Raw genomic sequence first — 23,661 nt, 5'->3', positions numbered from 1 at the left:
AATATAAGCCGTAGGCGTGAAAAACAGTCTAAGTTAGGAAAAGAATCCTTATTTTGCATAGCCTTTTCGCCTCTCTAAAAAGGTTTTCTAAAAAAGACAGCTTATGCCTTCAAAAAATATAGAATTATCGCCAAAAAGTGCTACTATCTTAGGTGCAGGCTGGCTTGGCTTCCCTTTGGCACTTTACTTAGCGCAGGAACACCATTTTGAAATAAACGCCACGACGACCACTGTCGAAAAAATCGCCTCCTTCGAAGCCGAAGGCATCAAGCCCTATTTGCTCGAATTGCCCCTTTCTACTCGAAAAGAAGTTGCTCTTGATGCAGCAAGTCAGGATAGCTCAACCCTCGATTCGCTCTTCGAAACTGCCTTTATCTGTTTTGCCTTTCCGCCCAAAAGCCGCAACCAAAAAGAAGCAGACACTTATTCCGAAAAAGTGCAAAGTGTCATTGATTTTTTATCAGAAAAGTATAAAAATTTAGATAACAAAGAGCAAAAACCCAAGCTCATCTTCCTTAGTTCTACTTCGGTCTATCCCGATTGCAACCAAGAGGTAGAAGAAAGCTATCCTATTACCGCCCAAAATTCGCCTTCGCCGCATATTTTGGCAGCAGAAAACATTTTAAAAACACAGACGATTTTTGACTATTGCATCTTGCGTTTGGCGGGTCTGATGGGCTACGACCGCTGTGCAGGCAAATATTTTGCAGGGCAGCAAAATCTTACCTTTGGCAATCAGCCTGTCAATCACGTGCATCGCGCCGATGTCGTTCGCATTATCTACGAAATTATGAGGGAGGAAAATCCGCTTTTTCAGCAGCAAATTTGGAATCAGGTTTTCAATGTCGTTGCGCCCATTCACCCTTTGCGCAAGCGTTTGTACCTTTCTAATGCTTTCAAATACAAATTCGAGCCGCCGATTTTTGTAGAAAGTCCTGCACCGCCGCATAAGGTTGTCAGGGGGGAAAAGTTGGAAAAAGCCTTAGATTACGACTATCTTTTTCCAAACCCCTTAGAATTTCTTTAAACGCAGGTGTGTTCTAAAACAAGCGAAGCCAACTTCAAGACCTTTTCACCATTTAAAAATTAAAACCATAAAGCCATGCTATTTTCAGAAATCATTGGGCAGGAGGGTATCAAAAATGCCCTTGTCAAGGGACACTATCAAAATCACGTTGCCCATGCACAGTTGCTTATCGGAAAGAGCGGAGGGGCAGGGCTTTCTTTGGCTTTGGCGTATGCCACCTTTATCAACTGTTACGACAAAAAAGAAAACGACGCTTGCGGTAAATGTGCTTCCTGCCATAAGTTTTCCAAACTCATTCACCCCGATTTGCATTTTATCTTCCCCACAGCCGCTACAAAGGAGCTAAAAGAGCGCGAAGATTTTTTGCAGCCCTTCCGCAATTTCTGTTTGGAAAAGCCCTTTGGTACGCTCAACGATTGGAGTAGCTTTTTTGGCGCAGAAGACAAACAACTCAATATCCCAGTTTCGGAAAGCCGCTACATTAGCAAGATTTTATCGATGAAACCTTACGACAAAGGCTATAAAATTCTCATTCTTTGGTTGCCCGAAATGATGCGAGCCGCTGCCGCCAACGCCCTTTTAAAGGGACTGGAAGAGCCGCCTGCCAAGACGCTTTTTCTTTTGGTGAGCGAAAATGCCGAGCAGATTCTGATGACGATTTGGTCGCGCTGCCAGCCCATGCGCATACCGCCCTATCAAGAAGCCGATGTAGAGCATTTTTTGGTAACCAGAGGCGTTTCGCAGGAAAAAGCGCGTGAAATTGCGCCCATTGCAGAAGGCAATTTTTCAGAGGCTTTGCGTTTGGCTTCTTCCGACGACAACAATAGGCAAGAATGGTTGCGCGAATGGCTAAGAATTTGTTTTAAAAATAATGTCGCAGAGCTTATCGCTTGGGGCGAAAAATTCCAAGCCTTAGGCAAAGAGGAGCAAAAAAACTTGCTTCGCTACGGGCTTCATATCTTTCGAAATGCCTTAGCTATCCAAATGCAAGCAGATAATACCGTCCGAATGGATATGCAAACTAAGACCTTTGCCCAAAATTTCGCCAAAGTTCTCACCCTACAAAATACCGAAGTCTTCCTCAAACTCTTCGACGAAGCCTATTTTCACATCGAGCGCAATGCCAATGTCAAGATTCTCTTTCTCGACCTTTCCCTACAAATGGCAAAGTGGCTCAAAAGGTAGGTTTTGCCTTTTTAAACGCTAAAAAAACGCTCCCAAATTTGACTTTTATACCGAAAATAGAGCCAAAAAGTAGGCTTTTTTTCTATCAAATTTGCTTTTCGCCACTGCCACACAGAATAAGGAAAAAGCGAAATCCGCAGTGCAAAAAATCGGTGTTCGCTATTTTGTAGTTTCTTTATCTGTTTTTCAAAGCGAAGTAAGGCTAAAAATAGGGCAAAATCATCTTTGTATTTTTCAATATTTTTCACTTTTTGAAATTCTGCCTTTGCTTTTTTTTCTAAAAAAGAAAGAAAAGCAAGGGCTTCTTCGGTATAAGTTTGGGTAAAATCTTTCGGATTTTGGTGGTAGAAAAGCTCGAAAAAGCTAAAAAATGCACTTTTTTGGGCGGTAAAAATCGTATTTTCAAAGTCGGACGAAGTCGCAAATACTTTTTTTTCCAAAAAAGAGAAGGCGTTTTCTACAATAGGCAACATCTTTTTGAGCGTACCCGCCTTTTTGTGCAAAAGCGAACTGGCAAAAAAATCTATCTTTTCGGCTAATTCGGCGGCTAAAAAGGTGGCGGTCTGTTCCGAAACCTGATAGGCGGCAGCCGTCTGGATAGGGTTTTCTAAAAAGGTTGCTCGAAAATCTTTGTCGGTATAAAGCAGGGCTAAAAAGTATTGGTATTGGGGCGACATTGCATTTTTTTGGCAAAGAAAACAAAGATACAGCAGCGGAAAAGGAACTTTCGAAAAGAAAATGCTTTTTTTTGCTCAAATTTTGGCAAACGCAAAAAAAGCCTTACCTTTGCGGTTCATTATCCAAAAACGGACTCCGTTTGAATTTAGAATCGTCAATTCCAAATTGCCATGAAAAGAACATTCCAACCTTCAAGACGCAAGCGTGCCAATAAGCATGGCTTTCGCAGTCGTATGGAAACACCCGGAGGACGCAATGTTTTGAGAAGCAGACGTGCCAAAGGTCGCTATAAACTGAGTGTTTCAGACGAAAAATCTCACAAGTAATATAGCACCGACTTCTGCCAATGTCTTCACAAACATTACCCAAATCGGAACGACTTTATCACAAGAAAGTTATACAGGAGCTTTTCAAGGAAGGCTCCTCTCTTTTTTCCTACCCTTTCAAACTCATTTTTTTGGTAGAAAAAGAGCCATTGCTTTCCCCTACAAAACCTACTTTTCCTGCCTTGCTTATCAGTGTGGGCAAGAAAAACTTTAAAAAGGCACACGACCGCAATCGCCTCAAACGCCAAATCCGCGAAGCCTATCGCCTACAAAAGGGGCTGCATTTTTCGAAGCCTGCGGCTACGCCTATTCGCGCCCTTGCCCTGATTTATGTGGGAAAGGAACACAACACGACGGCACTTTTAAGTCAGAAAATTCACTTTTTGCTTAAAAAGCTAACCGCTTGATAGCAAGAAACTTAGCCCCTTCTATTGCCCATTTAGGGTATCAAATCGTCCATGCCAAAAACGCCTTTTTTACCGTACAAAAATTCGGCAGCCACTACTGCACCTAAGGCAAAGCCCTGCCGCGAATGTGCCTTGTGTGTGAGCGAAATTTGGTCATATTCGCCTTCTAAAAAGAGCGTATGCGTGCCGACAACGCCTTCCTCGCGTAGGGCTTCAATGGGTAGCGTCGCTGGTGCAAGGTCTTGTCCTTGGTTTAGCGTCCATTGTTGTAGTTTCTGAAAGTGAGGCAGCACTTGTTCGGCTAAGGTGATGGCTGTACCGCTGGGTGCGTCCTTTTTTTGGGTATGATGGATTTCGGTAATGTGTGGCTGATATGCCTGTGGCGCAGCTAATTGGCTCATCAGGCGGCTCATCTTGAAAAAAAGATGCACGCCGATAGAAAAATTGGAAGCCCAAAAGAAAGAGCCACCTTCTGCCAAACAGTCGCGCTCGAAGGCGGCTTTGGCATCGAGCCAACCTGTTGTGCCGCTCACTAAGGGCAGGCGATTTTGTAGGCAGAGATAGGCGTTTTGGGCGGCAGCTTCAGGGGTTGTAAATTCTATCGCTACCTGCCCTAAGCGAATTTTTTGCGCTGCCACTTCGGGCGTGTCGGTCTTTTGCACCACAGCGGCGATATGATGACCGCGCTCTTGTGCAATTTTTTCTATAATTTGCCCCATTTTTCCATATCCTATCAAAACAAGGGCAAGTGCTGGCGGAGAAGAAGTCATAAATGCGTTTTTTTTCTGAAAAAATCTTAAAAAAAAGAGTCTTGATGCCAATTTTTGGCTATCTTGTCATCAGGGTTACAAAGGTAAGACTTTCTGGCTTTTTCTTTTTCACCCTTTTCTTTTTCACTTCATTCTTTTTGTAGCGATATGAAAGCAATTTTGGCAGGTGTGGCAAATTCTATTGCACTATTGACAGCACAGGTAGCTTTTTGGGCAATTCTGATAATCGTTTTTGGGTTTTACAATCCTCTTGTTGCCTTTTTTAGCCTGATTCCTGTTATGCTATTTAGTTATCTAAAAAGTTTCGGTTATTTTCTCAAACTATTAAAGCTTCCCAATGCAGACGAAGAATACAGACGTTTCAGAAATCGGAACAAAGACTCGACTTGGCGCATGGAGGGCGTGCAGACAGATTTGACGTTGGGTTCTCTTGTTGCCTTTTTTCCGCTTTTTTTTGGGTCGGCTTTTATTATATTCAGCAGCGGATTTCTCTATGAAAGCTATGAATTGAGTGCGCATGCCAAGATTTCGCCTGCGGTGGTGGTAGAAAAGCGAACCTACGAAAGCAGGGGCGTTAAGTATCAATTAGACCTCGAATTTTTCTGTTCCGACGAAAAAGATGCTACGCCAACTTTGGAAAAATTAGACATCAGTTCGGCATTTTATGAGGAGGTAGAAAAGGGCGACACCCTTCTGATTCGCCATTCTACGCGCAACTGTGATGTTTTGGAACTTGCGTATTAGACTTTTCCGAAAACAATTTTTACGAAATTTTCATAAAACTTTGAAATAAATTTTTAATAAAATTCTATGAAAGCAATTTGGGCGGGCTTGGCAAATTCGACAATTCTTTTATCCTTGCAGGCTCTTTTTTGGGCTTTTATGATTGTAGTCGTGGGTTATTATTCCTACACTATTGCTTTCTTGTTCATCTTTTTGGTGATGATACTTAGCACTTTTAAAAGTTATTACTACTTTCTCAAACTATTCAAATTTCCCAACTTAGACGAAGAATACACGCGCTTTCAGAAGCGCAAAGAAGACCCTACTTGGCGCAAGCAGGGAGCGCAGGGGCAGTTATTTTTCGGCAATTTGCTCGCCTCTTTTCCGCTTTTCTTTGGGTCGGGCTTTATTCTGATTAGCAGCAGCGATTTTTATGCGCGTTATGAGTTGGAAAATTATGGCAAAATATCGCCTGCCGTTGTGGTGGGCAAAAATACGTACAAAGAAAGAGGGGCAAGGTACAATTTATCGCTTGCATATTTTTGTACGGAAGCAAAAAATGACGCGCCCACTTCTCAAAATATGGAGGTAAGTTTGTACTTTTACGAGCGAATAGACAAGGGCGATACCGTTTGGGTACGTCATTCTACGCGCAACTGTGAGGTCGTGGAATTGGCAGAGCCTCAATAAGGGCAAGGTGGCGCAATATTTCTATCTGCCTTGTGGCTTGTTTGGCGGCAAAGTTTTCGTATTTTTATCGAAAAATCGGCTTTCTATGTCCGAATTGCAGGGTATTTGTTTTTCTTTGCAAAAGAAAGACAAAAAAGCCCGTATCTTGGTGCAACCGAAAAGAGCCGCTGACGGCTTTTCAGAATCAATAGCTCATCAACATAACTAAATATGAATCTCTTTAAGTGGTTTAGCAATCTAAATATCAATGCTAAACTTTCGTTTAGCTACTTTTTTATCGTGGCAATGGTGGTAGCGATGAGCTATGTAGCTCTTTCCGACGTTGAGCGGCTGCGAAACCGTGCCGAGCAGGTTGCCAATAAGCAATTTGCAGGACTCAAACTCCTGACGCATATTGCAGAGGCGTATCCGCTCACGCTCACACGCACGCGCGATGCCATTTTTGCGCCGCAGGCAAATCAGCGTTCCCTTTTTCGCGAGGAGATTTTCTTTTTAGAAAAGCAAATCGATACGTGGAGCAGAGAATTAGATTCCAAACTCGAAACCGACGAGGAGCGCGAACTTTTCGAGCGATATAGCAAGGCTCTTAACACGTTTCGCAAAAAAAGAGGTGAGGTTTTGAGCATAGACAACAATAGCGTTGAATCGGAAGCCGCCCTTACCAAAGCCCTTTATGGCGATTTACAAGCCTCTTCTGATGAGCTAAAAAATGCGATTGACGACCTTATCAAAAAGAAAGAAGAAGTAGCCGAACAAAGCCAAGCGCAAAATCAGGCTACTGTACGCGAAGCCTATATGACTTTGCTCTCTTTGGCAGCGATTACCATTTTGGTAATTTTTGTGATGTGGTTTGTTATCAAAGGTTACGTAAGCAAACCCATCGAGGAATTGGAAAAAAGTGCTGCTGCCGTTGCTTTGGGCGACTTAAACGTGCATATCAAAGGGCATAGAAACGACGAAATTGGCAAACTTTCACAAAGTTTTAATCAGATTGTTCGAAGCCTCGACCAAATTGTAAGCCAAGCCAATGCGATTTCACAAGGCGATTTTTCTACCAATATCACACCCCGCAGTGAAAAAGACCAGTTGGCTATCGCCCTGACGCGCATGACGAGCAATTTGCGCGACCAAAATTATCTCAAAGACGGACTCACACGCCTCAACGTCCTGCTTTCGGGGCATTATAGCACCGAAGAACTCTCCGAGCGCATTATCTCCTTTTTAGGCGAATTTTTGGAAGTGGGCTGTGGCGTTCTCTATGTCTATTACGACGAAACAAGGCGTTTGCACCTGACCAGCTCTTATGCCTTTGTAGAGCGCGATTCTTTGCGCACTTCTTTTGGTATCAAAGAGGGTATCGTGGGGCAAGTGGCACACGAGCGCAAGCCTATTTTGCTCAAAAATGCCCAAAACGAAACGGAAATGCGCATTACTTCGGGTACGGTGGAGCGCAAACCTACACAGGTTCTTGCCTTTCCTTTGGTTTATGAAAATGAACTCTGTGGGGTGATAGAACTTGCCGCCTTCGAGCCTTTCACTGCCTTGCAGCGCACTTTTTTGGAAGATGCAACCGAGACTATGGCTTCGCACCTTTATTCTGCCTTGCAGGAGTCGAAGATGAAACTTCTATTTGAGATGGCAGAATCGGCACGCAAAGAAGCCGAAGAGCAGGCAAAGCGCGTAGAACAAGCCAATCTCCAACTCAAAGCCGAACAAATGCGCGTGCAGCAGCAGTCGGAAGAATTGCAGCAACAAAATGAAGAAATGCAGCAGCAAGCCGAAGAATTGCAGCAAACCAATGAGGAATTGCAACAGCAGCAAGAGCAACTCGAACGCCAAAGAAGCGAACTCGAATTTAGAAATGAACTCTTGGTAGATGCACAAAAAGAGCTTGAAACCAAAGCCGAAGAGTTGCAGCGTTCGAGCAAATACAAGTCGGAATTTTTGGCAAATATGTCGCACGAATTGCGCACGCCTCTTAATTCTATCATCTTGCTTTCGGATATGCTTCGCCGCAATTCTACCAAGACCCTTTCAGACCGCGAAGTTCAGAAATGTCAGGTAATTTATCAATCGGGTAATGATTTATTAAATCTTATCAATGACATCTTAGACATTTCCAAGATAGAGGCAGGGCGCATGGTGGTCAATATTTTCCACTTCCAGACCGAAGAGCTAACCGCCCAACTCAAAGCCCTTTTTGATGAGATTGCCAAACAGAAGGGTTTGCAGTTTCATATCGTCGATGAACTTCAATCCGAATTAGTCAATGACAGGGACAAATTGGCGCAGGTGCTTAAAAATTTCCTTTCCAATGCCTTCAAATTTACGCGCGAAGGCAGCGTTACGCTACGCATTTCGCACAATCCTGATGCCAAAACCAAAGCCAAACACCCAATTCGCATAGGCGTAAAAGATACAGGTATCGGGATTCCGAAAGACAAGCAAAAGATTATTTTTGAAGCCTTCCAGCAAGTAGATGGTTCGGTTTCGCGTGAATTTGGAGGCACAGGCTTGGGGCTTTCTATCGCGCGTGAGCTTACGATGATGCTGGGTGGTGAATTGCATTTGGAGAGCAAGGAAAACGAAGGCAGCGAGTTTTATATCTTATTGCCTTTGCGCAACGAAATTCGCAACTCTTCCATTCGCGACCGCCAAATAGAGGTCAATTACGAACCTAAAAATCTGACTATGCAGGCTGCTACCGAAGTAGCCGAAAATGCGCCGCGTCAGATGCCTATGTATCGAGGAGTGGTCAAACTCTCGATAGACGACGACCGCGAAACCATTACCGAAGACGACAAAGTTATTTTGATTGTGGAAGACAACATCGACTATGCCAATAGCTTGGCTGAAATTAGTCGTGGGGCAGGCATGAAAGCCCTCATTGCCACTTCCGCAAAGGAGGCTTTGAGCGATTTGGAGCAAATTGTGCCTGTTGGCATTTTGTTGGATTTGGGCTTGCCTGATATGAATGGTAGCGAACTTTTAGAACTTATCAAACAAAAAGACGAACTTCGCGCCATTCCAATTAGCATTGTTTCGGCACGCGACAAAAACTTAGAACTCTTTGAAAAAGGCGCAATCGGCTACCTACAAAAGCCCATCGAGGCTTGGCAGGTGCGCGAGGAAGTAGTGCGCTTGGCAGGTATTTCGAGCAAACAAGAAAAACAGATGCTTTTGGTAGAAGACGACCCTATCCAACAGGGTTTCTTATTGGAAATGTTCAATAAAGAGGCAGTAAGTTGTAAAGCCGTTACTACCGAAGATGCCGCCAAAGAGGAACTTTCAAAGGGTGCTTATGATGCCGTCATTGCCGACCTAAACTTGGAAAAAGGCAGTGGCATGGCACTTAGCCGCTACATTCGCGAGCAGCGCATGAATATCCCCGTTATCATTTACACCAGCAAAGACCTCACACCCGAAGAAACCAGCGAATTGAGGCTCTATTCGGTGAGTATTATCATCAAAAATCCACAATCGCATAATCAGCTTTTAGATAAAACCAAGATGTTTTTGCATCAGGTTTCGAAAGAAACGCCGATTAAATCGAACAAAAAGCCGCTTTTCAAACCCAAACCTGTCGTGGTAGAGCCTGAACCGCTGCCGCTGCCGCCCGACCCTTCTACCCAAAACGCGCCTGATATTCAGCCCATTCAGGTAGTGAATGAAAAGTTGGAGAAACTCTTAGTCAATGAATCGGAATCGTCTAATATGCTATCTGGCAAGCGTATCTTGATTGTAGATGATGATATTAGAAATGTCTTTGTCATTACGTCGGCTTTGGAAAATCACGAAGCCGAGATTTTTGAAGCCCTCAATGGACAGGAAGCCCTCAATGTTTTGGAGGAGGAAGAAATAGACCTTATTTTGATGGACATCATGATGCCCATCATGGACGGCTATGAAACCATTAAAAACATTCGCAAAGATGAGCGCATCAAGCACATTCCCATCATTGCCGTTACTGCAAAGGCTTTGAAGGAAGACCGCGATAAGTGCATAGAGGCAGGGGCAGATGATTACATGACCAAGCCCATCGACTACAATCTTTTGCTTAAATTGGTACGAGAGCAACTTGAAAGATTGCAGAAAGCGAAAAAGTTGCGTTAGGTAGCGCACCGCACTACCCGATAAATGGATAGAAAAACACAGAAAAACACATAGAAACATAGGGCAGCACTCAAAAGGCTGCCCTATATTTTTTTGCAAAGGCTTCAAAAAAGCTAAATTTTGCCATGTAAGAATTTGTATGAAAAAGGGTGAAAAAGGGGGAAATTGCCTTCTTTTTGTTTAGAATGATTCTAAATTAAGGGTTTTGTCAAACAATCTTCGAGGTGATTAGGTTTGAAAGAAAACTTTTTTTTCTTTATATTAGGATAATTACAATTTTAAGAAGCTAAAATCGAATTTGAAAAAGTGGCTAAGAATCAGCATTTTAGGAATATCAGCACGCCTACTATCTTATTTTCTTTGCTAAAAAGGCGAAAAAGGGAATATAATAGCCTACTTTGGTAGGAAACCAAAATTTAAACACGCCGACTTCACAAAAAAGCAACGATTTGTTTTTTTTAATCTTTTTTTTCATACATTTGCCCATGCTTAGGGTTCGAAGCCCTAACTGCACTTGTAGAAACTTCAAAGATTTAAAAATCCACCTTTAACCACTTTAAAATTTATGCGTGTAAGATTCATCTTTGGTCTTATGATGCTCCTTGCTCTATCCACTACGGCTTGGGCGCAGAATAAGGTCATTACAGGCAAAGTCGTATCGGAGGCAGGCGAAACCATGCCCGGTGTTACGGTGCAAGGCAAAGGCACTAACACAGGTACGCAGACAGACATTGAGGGGAAATATCGCATAGAAGTCCCTTCGGAAGTAGATGTGCTGTTGTTCCGTTTTGTAGGTATGCAAGCGGTAGAAGAAACGATTGGCAATCGCACAACGATTGACGTTACGATGGTAGAAGATAGCAAAGTCTTGGGCGATGTCGTCGTCGTGGGCTTCGGTGTGCCTACAGAGGCAAAGGCTTTGGGCTACGCCGTAGAGCAGGTCAGTGGCGATAAGCTCATGCAATCGCGCGAAACCAACGTTATTAGCGCACTTTCAGGCAAAGCCGCAGGGGTGCAGGTCGTCAATTCTTCAGGTGCAGCAGGCGCGGCTTCTTATGTTAAAATTCGTGGCAATGCCTCTATGACAGGTGAGAATCAGCCACTTATCGTAATTGACGGTATTCCTATCAACAACGACCAACTTCGCACCGAAGACCTCCGCTCTGGTGTCGCGCTTTCTAACCGTGCTATCGACTTAAATCCAGACGATATTGCAGAAATGAACATCTTGAAGGGGGGCGCAGCCGCTGCTATTTACGGCTCACGTGGGGCAAATGGCGTTATTCTTATCACAACCAAAAAGGGACAATTAGGCAAGAAATTTAGCGTAGGCTACACGGGTTCTGTGGAAGTGAGCCAAGTGAACAAACTCCCTGAATTACAGAATACTTACGGACAAGGTATCGATGGAGAGTGGGCTTTGACTACCCTTAGCTGGGGACCTCGTGTTACGGATATGCGCTTAGACGCAAACGGTTTTGCCGTAGGTGCTGAAACACCGGGTGCGACTTCTACGCCTGCACGTGCTTACAACAACACCGAACAATTTTTCCGTGATGGCTTCAAATATGAAAATGCTATCAACGTTTCGGGTGGAACAGACAAGGCTACTTATTTTGCCTCGCTTTCACGCCTAACGCAAGAAGGTATCGTACCGCTCAATACTTTCGAGCGTACCTCTATGCGTATTTCGGGCATGGGCAAAGTATCGGATAAAATTTCGGTAAGTGGTTCGGCAAACTATGTCAAGTCGGGCGGCAGACGTATTCAGCAAGGCTCGAATATTTCGGGTCTGATGTTGGGCTTATTGCGCACTACCCCAAGTTTCGACAACTCTAACGGCTTAGATGACCCCAAAGACCGCAATGCGTACCTCAATCCTGACGGCACACAGCGCAACTATGTGCGTGGTGGTGGTTATGACAACCCTTATTGGGCTATCAATGAAAACCCCTTCGAAGACGAAGTAAATCGCTTGATAGGTAACATCGACCTTTCTTACAAGGCTACTGATTGGCTTAGTGTCAGATATCAATTAGGAACAGACGTGTATTCTGATAAGCGTCGTCAGATTTTTGCAGTGCGCTCGCGTTCAGTGCCTGCGGGTAGAATTGTAGAAGATGCGTATTTCTATCGCGAAGTTACGGGCAACCTTTTCATCAACTTAGAAAAACGTTTTGATGACTTCGGTATCGCCGCTACTTTGGGCAACCAAATCAACCACAGAGCCTTAGAAAATACCTACGTACAGGGCGACGGGCTAATTGTACCTGCCTTTTACAACCTTTCTAACGCACAATCGGTCTTGGCTACTGAAAGCAAAACGCTTATCCGCACTTCGGGCTTCTTTGCAGACGTGCGTTTAGACTACAAAAACATGCTTTTCGCTACCTTGACAGGTCGTCGTGATGCGGCTTCTACCTTTGGTGATGCCACTAATAGTGCCTTCTTCTATCCTTCTGCAAGTTTGGCTTTTGTCTTTACAGAGGCTTTGGAAGTGCCTGAATGGTTCACTTTCGGAAAACTTCGCGTTTCGTATGCACAAGTAGGTAATCAGCCGCCTGCTTATGTAACCAAAACGTATTTCGGCAACGTGGGAGATTCTTTCTCAGCCGTAAGTAGCTGGTTGGATAATGGTATTCAGTATCCTTTCTTTGGTCAGATTGGTTTTAGCGAATCTACCGTATTAGGCAATTCTCAATTAAAGCCTGAAAAAGTAAATACTTTTGAAATCGGGACTACTTTGAAATTCTTAGACGACCGCGCAGGCATCGACATCACCTACTACAATCAGCGTTCGGTAGACCAAATCTTCGCTGTGCCGATTGCAGCCTCTTCGGGTTATCGCAGCCGTTTTATCAATGCAGGTGAGATGGAAAACAAAGGTTTCGAAATTAGTGCGTATTTCACCCCTGTCAAAACCAATGACTTCACTTGGGAAATCAACGCCAACTTCACACGCAACCGCAATAAGGTTATCTCATTGGCAGAAGGTGTAGATGTCATCAACTTGCCTTGGGGCTTTGCAGGTGCAAACCAACGCTTGGTAGCAGGTGAGGCGTATGGTACGCTTTATGGCGACGACTGGGAAAGAGATGAGCAAGGCAGAGTATTGGTAGGCTTAGATGGCGTGCCGCTTATTTCGCCTTTGGAAACTGTCGTAGGCGACCCGAACCCCGATTGGCTCGCAGGCATCACCAACACCTTTACCTACAAAGGCTTTGGCGTAAATGTGCTTTTTGACATCAGAAAAGGTGGCGACATCTGGAACGGTACAAAAGGTGCGCTTTATTACTTCGGCACACATGCAGACACAGAAAGCCGCGAAACGGCTACTATGGTCTTTGATGGCGTGTATGCTGAATCAGGTACAAATGCCAACGGACAAGACGTGCAGGAAGGACAGCAAAACAACGTTGAAATTCCAAAAGACATCAACTGGTATGTCTTCGGACCGGGGTCTGGCTTTACAGGACCTTCTTCTCAATTCATCGAAGATGGCGGCTGGGTGCGTTTGCGCGAGTTATCACTTTCTTACCGTTTGAACAACGAATGGTTGAAGAAGACACCTTTCAGCAATCTTAGCATTGTCTTGACAGGTAGAAACTTAGCACTTTGGACGAAATACACAGGCATCGACCCTGAAACCAACTTGGCAGGTGCTACCAACGCACAAGGGGCAGACTACTTCAACATGCCTAACACAAGAGGCTTCTCGGCTACTTTGCGTGCCAATTTCTAAGTCTTGGGTTTAAAACGATTAAATTTTCGCAACCATGAAAAAATTTAGTATATATTCTCTAATCCTTACCTTCTTCTTTGCCCTTACCGCTTGCGACGGCTTTTTAGAAGGCTACGAAGACAGCCCCAACGAGCCGCAAGACGTGCCGATGTCTTCACTCCTTACACAAGGGGAGGTCTTTACCTACTTCCTCTATGGCGATGAACTTACTCGTACTTCGAGCATCATCTTACAACAAATGACAGGCGCAGACCGCCAATTTGTGGCGCAAAACCGATACGTCATCGGTAGCGGTGATTTCGAAACTACGTGGGAATTTAACGCCTATGCAGGTGCTTTCAATAACTACCGCATCATCTTAGAAAAGGCAGAAGCCGCCAACGCGCCACACTATGCAGGCGTAGCGCGTATCCTAACGGCAATGAGCTTAGGCATCATGACAGACTGCTTTGGCGACATTCCTTATAGCGAAGCCCTTAGAGGAAACGACAACCTCACCCCTAAGTACGACTCGCAAGAGGAAATCTACAATACCATCTTTGACCTTTTAGACCAAGGCATCAGCGACTTGGCGGCAAGTTCAAGCTCGCTTTCACCACGCGCAGACGACCTTATTTATGGGGGCGACCGCGAAAAATGGACAAAGTTGGCATACTCGCTCAAAGCTCGCTATCTCAATCACCTTTCTAAAAAAGGCGACAGAAATGCGGAAATCTTGGCGGCTATCAGCAATGGCTTTACTTCCGCTGCTGATGATGCCTTAGGAAAATTCCAATCTGCCGTACCACAATCGAACCTTTGGTATCAATTCACAGTGGTAGATAGAGAAGGTTATATGACGCAAAATGGCTTTATGTACGATTTGATGGAGCAACTAAACGACCCACGTGTGCCTTTCTACCGTACCGAAGACCTTTCTGGACTACCCGTTTTGGGACAGGCTACTTCGCCGCTTCTTTTGATGACCTACATGGAATTGAAGTTTATTGAAGCCGAAGTAAGAGCGCGTCAGAATGGTGATGCTGCCACGCCTTTGCGCGAAGGCATACAGGCTTCTATGGATTTGATGGGCGTACCTGCCGACCAAGCACAAGCCTTTATCGGTGCAACGGTACAAAATACTTTGCAGTCAGTCATGACGCACAAGTATATCGCGATGTACACCCAATTAGAATCTTGGACGGATTGGAGAAGAACAGGAATCCCAACGCTCACGCCTGCCGCAGATGGTCAGATAAGCGAAATTCCACGCCGCTTCCCTTATCCGCAGTCGGAATATCTTTACAATCCGAATACACCTACTCTGGATTTTCCAAACAACCTCACTGACCGCGTTTGGTGGGATAGATAGTCTGATAGTCTTAGATAGTGATGAGATAGCTATTAAAGAGTCCTTTAATGCTCTTTAAATAGACTTTTCCGCTACAAAGGAAAAACAAAATAACAGTAAGTTTTTCATAGTTTTGTATAAAAAAAAGCACCTGCTTCTTGGGCAGGTGTTTTTTTTGTGTCGTTAAAATAGGTAGCATTTTTCGTTCTCTACCACGCCTAACACCCTACCTTTGAGCTTTTGGGCTGCAATTTTGGCATCTAAAAAAGGCGAGTTAGTGGCTTTCGAGGCATTTTTAGCCAAAGGATTGTTTTCAAAATCATGGGCTGCCTCTGGTGCAAAGAGTGTGAAAAAGGCTTTTTCCCCTACTTTGACTACTTTCTTTTCGAGTCCTAAAATGGCGCGAGGGGCAGCTGTTAGTTTTTCCACTGCTAAGGCGAGGCTTTTTTCTCTACCTAAGTGAGGCAGTAGGGCAGCATAAAGGCTTGAAAACGCCGTTTGTAGGCTTGTGATACCAAATTCTGCTAAGTCAAATTCTAAACGTTTGCTTTCAAGGTCTTGCGGTTGGTGATTCGAAACGACGCAATCTATCGTCCCATCTTGCAGGGCAGAAAGGAGTGCCAAACGGTCGGTATTGCCGCGAAAGGGCGGATATACTTTCAGATGCGTGTCAAATTCTGCTAAATCTTCATCTAAAAAGGAAAGTTGATAGGCTGCCATATCTGCACTCACCGCCAAGCCTTCGGCTTTGGCTTTTCGTATCAGAGCTACGCCCTCTGCCGTAGAAAGGGTAGAAAAGTGCAAACGCCCTCCCGTATAGCGCAACAACGCCAACATCTGCTCTATCGCCATTGCTTCGGCTAAGGCAGGCAGCCCACGTAGCCCCAAGCGCGTAGAGGCGATTCCCTCGTGCATTTGTCCCCGTTCGGAAAGGTAGGGTTCTTTGCTTATTTGCATCAGAACTGCGCCCAAAGGTTTGGCATACTGCAAGGCGCGTAGCAAAGTACCTGTATGATGCACTGCCTTCAATCCGTCTGAAAAAGCAACCGCCCCTGCCGCCTGTAAATCGTGAAATTCGGTGAGGTCTTTGCCCTGACATTGCGCTGTGAGTGCCGCAATGGGTAGCCATTCTACCGCGCCGTTTTCTATTTTTTTCTTGTTTTTAAAAAAAGCCACAGTCTCTTTGTTTTCTAAAATGGGCTGCTGATTGGGCAAAATGGCTACCTGCAAAAAGCCGCCACGCAGCGCAGCCGCTTCGGTCTGGATAAGCGTTTCTTTGTATTCATAGCCCATTTCACCTACCCAAGCCCGCATATCGAGCCAAGCCGCAGAAAGGCAGATTTCATTTTCCCTTGTGGCAGGGGCAGGCAAAGGACGAGCAAAATTGGCAGCAATCGGGCGACTTTGGGTAGGATAAAGCCCCGTAATGATGCCTTCTTCTACCCATATATCAAAAAGTTGGTCGGAAATACCTGTGCCTTCTACCAAACGGACGGCTTCTAAAACGAAAGCAGGCGCAAACAAAGGGGCTAAGTGTGCAGAATGGTTCATGTTTTTATACAAATAACCCTTACAAAACAGAAAATCGCCTTGTAAGGGAGTCAGAAGATAGACAACAAAAGGGGAACGTGAAAATGCTTTTTTCACCAAGTACACGCAGCAGGAATCGAACCTGCATCTTCGGAACCGGAATCCGAAATTTTATCCATTAAACTATGCGTGCAGGAAGCGGAAAGTCCAGCTGCTTTTTCGCTGTCTTGTGCTTCAAACAACGGCACAAAAATAAACGCTTTTTCCGAAAATGCCAAATCTTGAAACTTATTGCTCCATTTCGTCTTCGCCGTCTTTATCGGCTGCCGTTTGGGGCTGTGTATAGACTTCTAAAAGCCCTTCGGGAAGGCGCATCTCTATTTTTTTTGCCGTCTTGTCTAAATTCAGTATCCATTGGCTTTGCATCAAAATCAAGACCTCTGCCCCTTGATAGGTGAGGACAAGTGCGTTTTCGGTTGGAAGTTCATAGACATTTTCTACCACGCCGAGCCGCCCTATTTTTTCGTCTAAGACTTCATAGCCCACTAACTCATGAAGGAAATATTCATCAGCCTCTAATTCAGGTAGATAGCTATCGGGTAGCCAAACGGCAAGTTGGCTTAGAGCCTGTGCCGCCTCTATCGAATCAATCCCTTCGAGTGCCAATAGTGCGCGTCCGTTGGGCTGCAAATGCAAAGATTCTACAAAATAAGGGCTAAGTTGTCCTTTTTTTTCTATAAAGAGGGTATCCAAATCCAAATAATCTTCGGGATTATCTACTTCAAGTAAGATGACCATTTCGCCTGCCAAGCCATGCGGACGAATGATTCTGCCCAGCTCAAAGCATTTTTTCTTGTCCATACACTAATTTTTTCGAAGGGTAAGATTGATTTCAAAAAGAACCGTTTGCAGAGAAAATCTGCAACCTATCAAGCAATTTTTAGGAGGCAATCCCTACAAAAGGCTTATTTTTTTTCTAAACTTTTCCGCAAAAAATGCGCCGTATAATTGTCTTTTTCTAAGATTAGATTTTCAGGTGTGCCTTCAAAACATAGATTTCCCCCTTTTTTGCCGCCATCTTTACCCAAATCTATGACCCAATCGGCAGCCTGAATCATCTCGGTATTATGCTCGATGACAATGGCGGTGTGTCCCAAATCTACTAAGGCATTGATAGAGGTGAGCAGTTTGGCTATATCGTGAAAGTGCAAACCCGTCGTCGGCTCATCGAAAATAAAGACGATATGTTCGTTTGCGCTATTCTGCCCTTTTCCTAAAAAGGAGGCTAATTTGATGCGTTGGGCTTCGCCACCAGAAAGCGTATTAGAAGACTGCCCTAATTGAACGTAGCCTAAGCCTACTTCTTGCAAGGGTAGCAATTTATCTACAATACGAGGCTTGTTTTTGAAAAAGAGGACGCTTTCATCTACGGTCATTTCTAAAACTTCGGTGATGTTTTTGTCTTGATAGGTAATATCTAAAATTTCCTTTTTAAATCTTTTACCCTGACACACTTCACAGGTTAGATAAATATCTGCCATAAATTGCATCTCTATCTTAATCTTACCTTCGCCTTGGCAATTATCGCACCTGCCGCCTTCTACATTGAAAGAAAACATAGCGGGTCTGTATCCACGCTGCACCGCAAGCGGCTGTTCGGCATATAGGGTACGAATCAGGTCGTAGGCTTTGACGTAGGTAACGGGATTGGAGCGCGAAGATTTCCCTATCGGATTTTGGTCTACCATCTCCACCTGCGTAATTTTTTTGAGGCTGCCCGATATGTCGCGCATTTTTCCCACTTCTTCGCTGGTGCTGCCTAAGTTTCGAAGTAGGGCAGGGTATAATAGTTGGCGAATCAAAGTAGATTTGCCACTACCCGAAACACCTGTAACGGCAGTTAGTACGCCCAAGGGAAATTTGACATCGAGGTTGCGCAAATTGTTTTCCCTTGCGCCTTCAATAAGAATAAAATCCGACCATTCGCGCCTCTTTTGGGGCTGAAAGACTTGCAATCTGCCACTTAGGTACTGCGCTGTGTAGCTTCCCTCCTGATTTTGATTTTCTGCCAATTCTGAAGGTGTGCCTTCAAAGATGACTTCGCCGCCCCCTCTGCCTGCGTCCATGCCGATGTCGATGAGGTAGTCGGCGGCTCTAATTACTTCCTCCTCGTGTTCTACTACAATGACGGTATTGCCCAAATCGCGCAACTGTTTCAAGACGCGAATCAGGTTTTGCGTATCTTTTGGGTGCAAACCAATGCTGGGTTCGTCTAAGATGTACATCGAGCCTACCAATGCCGAACCCAAAGAAGTGGCTAATTTGATGCGCTGAAATTCGCCGCCCGAAAGGGTTGCTGTTTGGCGGTTGAGGGTCAGATAAGGCAAACCCACTTCCAAAAGGTATCCCAAACGGTTTTTAATTTCTATCAAAATTCGGCGTGCAATTTTTTCCTCATGCGCATTGAGCTGTATTTGATTTAAAAATTCTACCAACTCATCTATCGGCATCAAGACCAAATCTTGAATAGATTTGCCCCCAATCTTGACAAAACCCGCTTCTTTTCTGATGCGCGAGCCTTTGCAGTCGGGGCAGGTCTGCTTGCCTTTGTAGCGCGAATAAAGCACGCGATACTGAATTTGGTGGCTTTCGCGCTCTAAAAAGTTGAAAAAGCCATCTAAGCCTTCAAAATAGGAATTGCCACTCCAAAGCAGATCCTTGTGCGCTTGGTCTAATTCCTCATAAGGGCGGTGAATCGGAAAATCAAACTCTATGCCCTGTCTTAGCAGCGGTTCGAGCCAACTGCGCATTTTGGGCGTGCGCCAAGGGGCGATTGCACCCTCATAGACAGACAAGGTTTTGTCGGGAAAGACCAATTCTTCATCAATGCCCAAGATATTGCCAAAGCCTTCGCAACGCCTACAAGCTCCTTGCGGACTATTGAAGCTAAAAAAGTTAATAGTAGGCTCTTCAAAGACGATACCATCGGCTTCGAATTTATCCGAAAAGATAGAAACGGTAGGCTCTGCCTGCGGTTCAAAAATTTCTACCCTACAAATGCCATCACTTTCATAAAATGCCGTCTGTACCGAATCGGCTAATCGAAAGAGAACACTCTCATCTTGCTGTTTGACAATGCCTCTATCTATCAAAACAAAGAGTTGCGCTTGCTCCTTTTCTATCAAATCTTGAATTTTTTGCAATTCGGCAGATAGTGGCGCAGCAGTGGCGATATTTTTTTCCTTGTTGGTTTTTTTACTACCCTTTTTCTTTTTTTGAGGGGCTTCGGCTTCTATTTCTTCGTCCCAATCTTCGGCTTCTTCGGTTTCTTGTTCGTCTTCGATAGGGGTAGGAATGGCATCAGCAGGCAGCAGTTGTTCGATAAAAATTACCTCGTCTTGAAGTTTGATGCGCGTAAAGCCCTGTTGGAGTAGGATTTTGAAGGTTTCGGCAAGGCTTCTATCTTCTCGCATTTGTAGCGGCGCAAGCAGGAGATACTTGGTGTTTTCGGGGTGCTTCAAAATAAAATCCACTACGTCGGAAACGCTATCTTTGCGCACTTCCTTCCCTGAAATAGGCGAATAGGTCTTGCCGATACGCGCAAAAAACAGTTTGAGGTAATCATAAATTTCGGTAGTTGTCCCGACGGTAGAGCGCGGATTGCGCGTATTGACCTTCTGCTCTACGGCAATGGCAGGGGAAACGCCACGAATCCAATCTACGTCTGGCTTTTCCATTCTACCCAAAAACTGCCGCATGTAGCTATTAAGGCTTTCTACATACATGCGCTGCCCTTCGGCAAAGAGTGTATCGAAAGCCAAAGAAGATTTGCCACTACCCGAAACTCCCGTAACGACGATAAAGCGATTGCGCGGCAGTGCCAAGTTGATATTTTTGAGATTATTGACACGCGCTCCCTTGATGAGGATATAATCGCGCGTATTGAGGTCTTCGGAAAAAGTAAGTCGTTTCAAAGCGGCAGAGTCGGAAAGGGAGGTCATGGCAAAAAACAAGGTGAGGTAAAGAATCTAAACGCGAAAAACGCGCCTTCTGTTTTCATACAGGTAAGGAAGTTGCTCTGTATGAGGTGTGGCATAAAGGCGAAAGCGTCGAGCTTGTAGGGACAAAAGATTGCCCCTATCCTACTCCAAATTTTAGGGATTATCGCTTTCGCTACCTTCCTACTTTTTAGGGCTAAGTTTAGGCGTTTTGAATAGAAAAGAAAGAATCTACAAATTCGTACTTGTCGAAAATTTGCAGGTCTTCTACTTTTTCTCCTACTCCGATATATTTGACGGGAATTTTAAACTGGTCTGAAATGCCTATCACAACGCCTCCTTTTGCTGTGCCATCTAATTTGGTAATTGCCAAAGAGGTTACTTGGGTAGCTTTCGTAAATTCTTGGGCTTGGAAAAAGGCGTTCTGTCCTGTACTGCCATCTAAAACCAACATTACCTCGTGTGGCGCATCGGGGAGGTGCTTCTGAATCACTTTCTTGATTTTAGAGAGTTCGTTCATCAGGTTAATCTTATTGTGAAGCCTGCCTGCCGTATCGATGATAACGATGTCGGCTTCTTCTTTCATCGCAAAATCTACCGCATCGAAGGCTACGGTGGCAGGATGTACGCCCATGCCTTTCGAAACCACAGGCACGCCTACGCGGTTGCCCCAAGTGATGAGCTGCTCCACAGCGGCAGCGCGGAAGGTATCGGCAGCCCCTAAGACTACTTTTTTCCCTGCGGCTTTGTATTGGGCAGCTAATTTGCCAATCGTGGTGGTCTTGCCTACGCCATTGACCCCTACTACCATCAAGACGTAAGGTTTGGTTTGGGCAGGAAGGTCAAAATTTTGAGCTGGGGTCGAGTTTTCGGACAAAAGGGCGGCAATTTCCTCGCGCAAGATGCGGTCTAATTCAGAGGTAGTGGCGTACTTATCTTTGGCTACGCGCTCCTCGATGCGTTTGATAATCTTTACCGTTGTTTCTACGCCTACGTCAGAGGCTACTAAGATGTTTTCGAGGTCGTCTAATACATCGTCATCTACTTTGGATTTGCCAATAAGTGCTTTACTTACTTTATCAAAAAAGCTACTCTTGCTTTTTTCTAAACCTTTATCAAGCGTTTGTTTTTGTTCTTTGGTGAAGAAGCGTTTAAAGATAGACATAAGAAAATGGAAAATAGGGTGAGCAGTAAGAAGGGGAATTATTGCCGAGCGCAAACGGAGAGAAGACCCTTAGCAAAGCAGCAGTAGCGGCATGGTATCATCATACACAATGCCCTGTCTGAATACCCTGCAAAGATACACAAAAGCAAAGAAAAAAGACAACAAAACCCCAAGCCGCCACAAGAAGGCTTAGGGTTTTGTCGGGTTCTTACCCATAAAAGGGCAGGCTAAGGAAATATCGCGCTTATTGGGCTTCAAATTTTTCTACTACCGTATAAAGCCCGTCGGGGGTGCGGTAGCGCAGTGTCATATTGAAAGGGGTAAATTCCACCAATTCGTAATAACGTTGGGCGGTAAAAACGCCGAGCAATAGCCCATTGCCGTCAGGAGCTACCTGCCAAATATCCTGCCCTACTTCTCTGCCGGGGAATTGGCAAAACTCATTGCCTTCTACTTTCTGAATAAGGTTGTTGTTGCGAAAGATATGCACCAAACGGTTGCCACAATTTGCATTGGGCGCATTGCCGTTGATGGCGTAATAGGTCTGTTTCCACTTTTTTTCAAATTTGCCTGCCAAATCTGCCATCATCGAGCGGCGAATCGTTACGATAGCCTGATTCACGCCCAACTGTTCATAGACCTCGATGTTGAAGCTCGAATACCAATTATTTTCAAATTCGGTTTCGGCACAAACGTACAAAATAAGGTCTTCGGGTTTAAACTCGGCATTGACATAGCCGTCTTTATCGGTAAAAAGCGTATCGAGCAGTTGTCTTGTGCCTGTACGAAAATCTATTTCCGACACATAAAACATGACCGCCGCGCCTTCCACAGGTTCGGCAGATTCATTGACCACACGCAGGCGAAGCCTTTTGCCCGGCAAAACCTCCTCTTCCCTACAGCCTGCCAAAAGAAGGCTTAGTAGCAGAATCGGAACAAATACGCGACATAGGAGGCGAATGGTGAAGGCATATTTTTTTTTCATCTCTATCAAATCGGTTTTAGAAAATTTTATTTGGCTGCAAAGTTCGCCTTTTTTGGCAAAATCAGAAAGCCTGCCACGCCAAACAAACGCAAAAAATGTTATTTTTGCTGCAAAAGAACTTTTCAAAGTTGCCTACAAAAACAAAGTGAAACCTTTTTCCAAAGATATTTCGTACCTTCGCAGGTGCAAAGCCTCTTTTTACGACCCTTTTCCTCTTTGAAGCCATGACCGACCTTCGTAGTATCCTTGCCAACCTCGACAAAGCCTTCAATAATCGCATCAGATTGGCTATCATGACGGCACTCTCACAAAACGATTGGACAGACTTTAATGCCCTTAAAATCGCCTTAGACCTCACCGACGGCAACTTAGCCAGCCATATCGCCGCCTTAGAGGAGTGCGATTATGTCAAAGTCAAGAAGCGTTTTATCGGCAAAAAGCCCAACACCTCTTATAGCCTTTCCGAAAGGGGCAAGCGTGCCTATTTTGTCCATCTCAACGCCTTGAAAGAATTGATGAGCCAAACCAAGATGTAAGCTATTGGCTTCTGCCTTTTTCAAGCAGAAACTTGCTTAATTTTAGCCTACTTTTTCACTTAAATTTAACCTGATTCACCTAATTTATCCGTTTTTTTATGAGCCTCGAAACAGAACACCTTTTAATGCGCAAAGCCAGCACGCTGATAGCTTTTCGCTGCCTACCACAAGAAGTGGACATGATTGCCATAGCCAGTTCTTCGCCCAACTACCTCATCGAGGATAAAATCTTGATGCAGGGCGCGATTCCTGCCGACCTGCGAAGCCATTTTCTTGTCAAACGCGAGTTTTTGCCTTATGTCGGCGAGCGCGATTTGGTGATTCAGACCTTACAGCAAGACGGCTTTTTGCCTATCACTGCCGAGATTTTTGAAAGCATTGTCCAAATTTGGCAATCTTATCAAGTGTAGAAAATCGGCGTTCTTTTTTCGAACACAGATAAAACAGATAAAACGG

Annotated in this window: 19 protein-coding genes and 1 tRNA gene; 11 read left to right on the top strand and 9 right to left on the bottom strand. The window is 44.7% G+C overall.

The window, feature by feature from the left end; genetic code table 11:
• Positions 1–103: 103 nt before the first annotated feature.
• Entirely contained in the window at positions 104–1,027 is a 924-nt protein-coding gene (locus tag G500_RS0108490; RefSeq protein WP_051203387.1) for an NAD-dependent epimerase/dehydratase family protein, read from the top strand.
• Positions 1,028–1,102: 75 nt separating this feature from the next.
• Positions 1,103–2,212, top strand: coding sequence for a DNA polymerase III subunit (locus G500_RS0108485; RefSeq protein ID WP_027002236.1), 1,110 nt, complete (start codon positions 1,103–1,105; stop codon positions 2,210–2,212).
• Between the two features lie 11 nt (positions 2,213–2,223).
• Here the strand turns inward: G500_RS0108485 and G500_RS0108480 are convergent, their stop codons facing one another.
• Complete coding sequence (locus G500_RS0108480) at positions 2,224–2,889, bottom strand: hypothetical protein (RefSeq protein ID WP_027002235.1); 666 nt, start codon at positions 2,887–2,889, stop codon at positions 2,224–2,226.
• A 171-nt stretch (positions 2,890–3,060) separates the two neighbouring features.
• Between G500_RS0108480 and rpmH the strand changes: the two genes are divergently transcribed.
• Together rpmH and rnpA are read left to right on the top strand one after the other, a co-directional pair.
• Complete coding sequence (rpmH, locus tag G500_RS25485) at positions 3,061–3,216, top strand: 50S ribosomal protein L34 (protein ID WP_086047860.1); 156 nt, start codon at positions 3,061–3,063, stop codon at positions 3,214–3,216.
• Positions 3,217–3,236: 20 nt separating this feature from the next.
• Positions 3,237–3,623 (top strand): ribonuclease P protein component, encoded by a 387-nt coding sequence (rnpA, locus tag G500_RS0108470; RefSeq protein ID WP_027002233.1) that lies wholly within the window; start codon positions 3,237–3,239, stop codon positions 3,621–3,623.
• A gap of 32 nt (positions 3,624–3,655) precedes the next feature.
• On the opposite strand, the gene dapB is transcribed toward rnpA, so the two are convergent.
• Positions 3,656–4,393 carry a 4-hydroxy-tetrahydrodipicolinate reductase gene (gene dapB, locus G500_RS0108465; protein WP_027002232.1) on the bottom strand — a complete coding sequence of 246 codons (738 nt, stop codon included), beginning with the start codon at positions 4,391–4,393 and terminating at the stop codon, positions 3,656–3,658.
• Positions 4,394–4,540: 147 nt separating this feature from the next.
• On the opposite strand from dapB, the gene G500_RS0108455 reads away from it, so the two are divergent.
• The 5 genes from G500_RS0108455 (at position 4,541) to G500_RS0108425 (ending at position 15,012) form a co-directional block, all read left to right on the top strand.
• Positions 4,541–5,137, top strand: coding sequence for a hypothetical protein (locus tag G500_RS0108455; protein ID WP_027002231.1), 597 nt, complete (start codon positions 4,541–4,543; stop codon positions 5,135–5,137).
• Between the two features lie 66 nt (positions 5,138–5,203).
• Complete coding sequence (locus G500_RS0108450; protein WP_027002230.1) at positions 5,204–5,806, top strand: hypothetical protein; 603 nt, start codon at positions 5,204–5,206, stop codon at positions 5,804–5,806.
• Positions 5,807–6,016: 210 nt separating this feature from the next.
• A complete protein-coding gene (locus G500_RS0108440) occupies positions 6,017–9,919 on the top strand; it encodes a response regulator (protein ID WP_027002229.1) in 3,903 nt (1,300 codons plus the stop codon).
• 592 nt (positions 9,920–10,511) lie between these two features.
• Positions 10,512–13,661 (top strand): SusC/RagA family TonB-linked outer membrane protein, encoded by a 3,150-nt coding sequence (locus G500_RS0108430; protein ID WP_051203386.1) that lies wholly within the window; start codon positions 10,512–10,514, stop codon positions 13,659–13,661.
• Between the two features lie 34 nt (positions 13,662–13,695).
• A complete protein-coding gene (locus tag G500_RS0108425; RefSeq protein WP_027002227.1) occupies positions 13,696–15,012 on the top strand; it encodes a SusD/RagB family nutrient-binding outer membrane lipoprotein in 1,317 nt (438 codons plus the stop codon).
• Positions 15,013–15,022: 10 nt separating this feature from the next.
• Here the strand turns inward: G500_RS0108425 and G500_RS25675 are convergent, their stop codons facing one another.
• From G500_RS25675 to G500_RS0108390, 7 genes are all read right to left on the bottom strand, one after another.
• A complete protein-coding gene (locus G500_RS25675) occupies positions 15,023–15,190 on the bottom strand; it encodes a hypothetical protein (RefSeq protein ID WP_154657086.1) in 168 nt (55 codons plus the stop codon).
• Positions 15,175–16,542 (bottom strand): dihydroorotase, encoded by a 1,368-nt coding sequence (locus G500_RS0108415; RefSeq protein WP_051203385.1) that lies wholly within the window; start codon positions 16,540–16,542, stop codon positions 15,175–15,177. The genes G500_RS25675 and G500_RS0108415 overlap by 16 nt, the downstream gene beginning before the upstream one ends.
• A 100-nt stretch (positions 16,543–16,642) precedes the next feature.
• Positions 16,643–16,714, bottom strand: a tRNA-Arg gene (locus tag G500_RS0108410).
• Positions 16,715–16,809: 95 nt separating this feature from the next.
• Positions 16,810–17,382 carry a ribosome maturation factor RimM gene (gene rimM / locus G500_RS0108405; protein WP_027002225.1) on the bottom strand — a complete coding sequence of 191 codons (573 nt, stop codon included), beginning with the start codon at positions 17,380–17,382 and terminating at the stop codon, positions 16,810–16,812.
• 104 nt (positions 17,383–17,486) lie between these two features.
• On the bottom strand, positions 17,487–20,522 hold the full coding sequence (uvrA, locus tag G500_RS0108400; RefSeq protein ID WP_027002224.1) for an excinuclease ABC subunit UvrA: 3,036 nt from the start codon (positions 20,520–20,522) through the stop codon (positions 17,487–17,489).
• A gap of 199 nt (positions 20,523–20,721) precedes the next feature.
• Entirely contained in the window at positions 20,722–21,684 is a 963-nt protein-coding gene (gene ftsY, locus G500_RS0108395; protein ID WP_027002223.1) for a signal recognition particle-docking protein FtsY, read from the bottom strand.
• A 244-nt stretch (positions 21,685–21,928) separates the two neighbouring features.
• Positions 21,929–22,669 carry a hypothetical protein gene (locus tag G500_RS0108390; protein WP_027002222.1) on the bottom strand — a complete coding sequence of 247 codons (741 nt, stop codon included), beginning with the start codon at positions 22,667–22,669 and terminating at the stop codon, positions 21,929–21,931.
• A 224-nt stretch (positions 22,670–22,893) separates the two neighbouring features.
• On the opposite strand from G500_RS0108390, the gene G500_RS0108380 reads away from it, so the two are divergent.
• Positions 22,894–23,205, top strand: a complete 312-nt coding sequence (locus G500_RS0108380; protein WP_027002220.1) for a winged helix-turn-helix domain-containing protein — start codon at positions 22,894–22,896, stop codon at positions 23,203–23,205.
• A 98-nt stretch (positions 23,206–23,303) separates the two neighbouring features.
• Positions 23,304–23,615, top strand: coding sequence for a hypothetical protein (locus G500_RS0108375; protein ID WP_027002219.1), 312 nt, complete (start codon positions 23,304–23,306; stop codon positions 23,613–23,615).
• Positions 23,616–23,661 lie beyond the last annotated feature (46 nt).

Origin of the sequence: Hugenholtzia roseola DSM 9546 (genome assembly GCF_000422585.1) — a bacterium.
Taxonomy (GTDB): domain Bacteria; phylum Bacteroidota; class Bacteroidia; order Cytophagales; family Bernardetiaceae; genus Hugenholtzia; species Hugenholtzia roseola.
The sequence above is the reverse complement of the archived record's forward strand: the minus strand, read 5'-3'. Positions and strand labels throughout refer to the sequence as shown.

Excerpts from the sequence above, each read along its gene's own strand:
- rimM (WP_027002225.1), bottom strand. The coding sequence starts at position 17,382 with ATGGACAAGAAAAAATGCTTTGAGCTGGGCAGAATCATTCGTCCGCAT.
- G500_RS0108480 (WP_027002235.1), bottom strand. The coding sequence starts at position 2,889 with ATGTCGCCCCAATACCAATACTTTTTAGCCCTGCTTTATACCGACAAA.
- G500_RS0108415 (WP_051203385.1), bottom strand. The coding sequence starts at position 16,542 with ATGAACCATTCTGCACACTTAGCCCCTTTGTTTGCGCCTGCTTTCGTT.
- rpmH (WP_086047860.1), top strand. The coding sequence starts at position 3,061 with ATGAAAAGAACATTCCAACCTTCAAGACGCAAGCGTGCCAATAAGCAT.
- G500_RS0108490 (WP_051203387.1), top strand. The coding sequence starts at position 104 with ATGCCTTCAAAAAATATAGAATTATCGCCAAAAAGTGCTACTATCTTA.
- G500_RS0108455 (WP_027002231.1), top strand. The coding sequence starts at position 4,541 with ATGAAAGCAATTTTGGCAGGTGTGGCAAATTCTATTGCACTATTGACA.
- ftsY (WP_027002223.1), bottom strand. The coding sequence starts at position 21,684 with ATGTCTATCTTTAAACGCTTCTTCACCAAAGAACAAAAACAAACGCTT.
- G500_RS0108390 (WP_027002222.1), bottom strand. The coding sequence starts at position 22,669 with ATGAAAAAAAAATATGCCTTCACCATTCGCCTCCTATGTCGCGTATTT.
- G500_RS0108485 (WP_027002236.1), top strand. The coding sequence starts at position 1,103 with ATGCTATTTTCAGAAATCATTGGGCAGGAGGGTATCAAAAATGCCCTT.
- G500_RS0108380 (WP_027002220.1), top strand. The coding sequence starts at position 22,894 with ATGACCGACCTTCGTAGTATCCTTGCCAACCTCGACAAAGCCTTCAAT.
- rnpA (WP_027002233.1), top strand. The coding sequence starts at position 3,237 with ATGTCTTCACAAACATTACCCAAATCGGAACGACTTTATCACAAGAAA.
- G500_RS25675 (WP_154657086.1), bottom strand. The coding sequence starts at position 15,190 with ATGCTACCTATTTTAACGACACAAAAAAAACACCTGCCCAAGAAGCAG.
- G500_RS0108430 (WP_051203386.1), top strand. The coding sequence starts at position 10,512 with ATGATGCTCCTTGCTCTATCCACTACGGCTTGGGCGCAGAATAAGGTC.
- G500_RS0108450 (WP_027002230.1), top strand. The coding sequence starts at position 5,204 with ATGAAAGCAATTTGGGCGGGCTTGGCAAATTCGACAATTCTTTTATCC.
- G500_RS0108375 (WP_027002219.1), top strand. The coding sequence starts at position 23,304 with ATGAGCCTCGAAACAGAACACCTTTTAATGCGCAAAGCCAGCACGCTG.
- G500_RS0108440 (WP_027002229.1), top strand. The coding sequence starts at position 6,017 with ATGAATCTCTTTAAGTGGTTTAGCAATCTAAATATCAATGCTAAACTT.
- dapB (WP_027002232.1), bottom strand. The coding sequence starts at position 4,393 with ATGACTTCTTCTCCGCCAGCACTTGCCCTTGTTTTGATAGGATATGGA.
- uvrA (WP_027002224.1), bottom strand. The coding sequence starts at position 20,522 with ATGACCTCCCTTTCCGACTCTGCCGCTTTGAAACGACTTACTTTTTCC.
- G500_RS0108425 (WP_027002227.1), top strand. The coding sequence starts at position 13,696 with ATGAAAAAATTTAGTATATATTCTCTAATCCTTACCTTCTTCTTTGCC.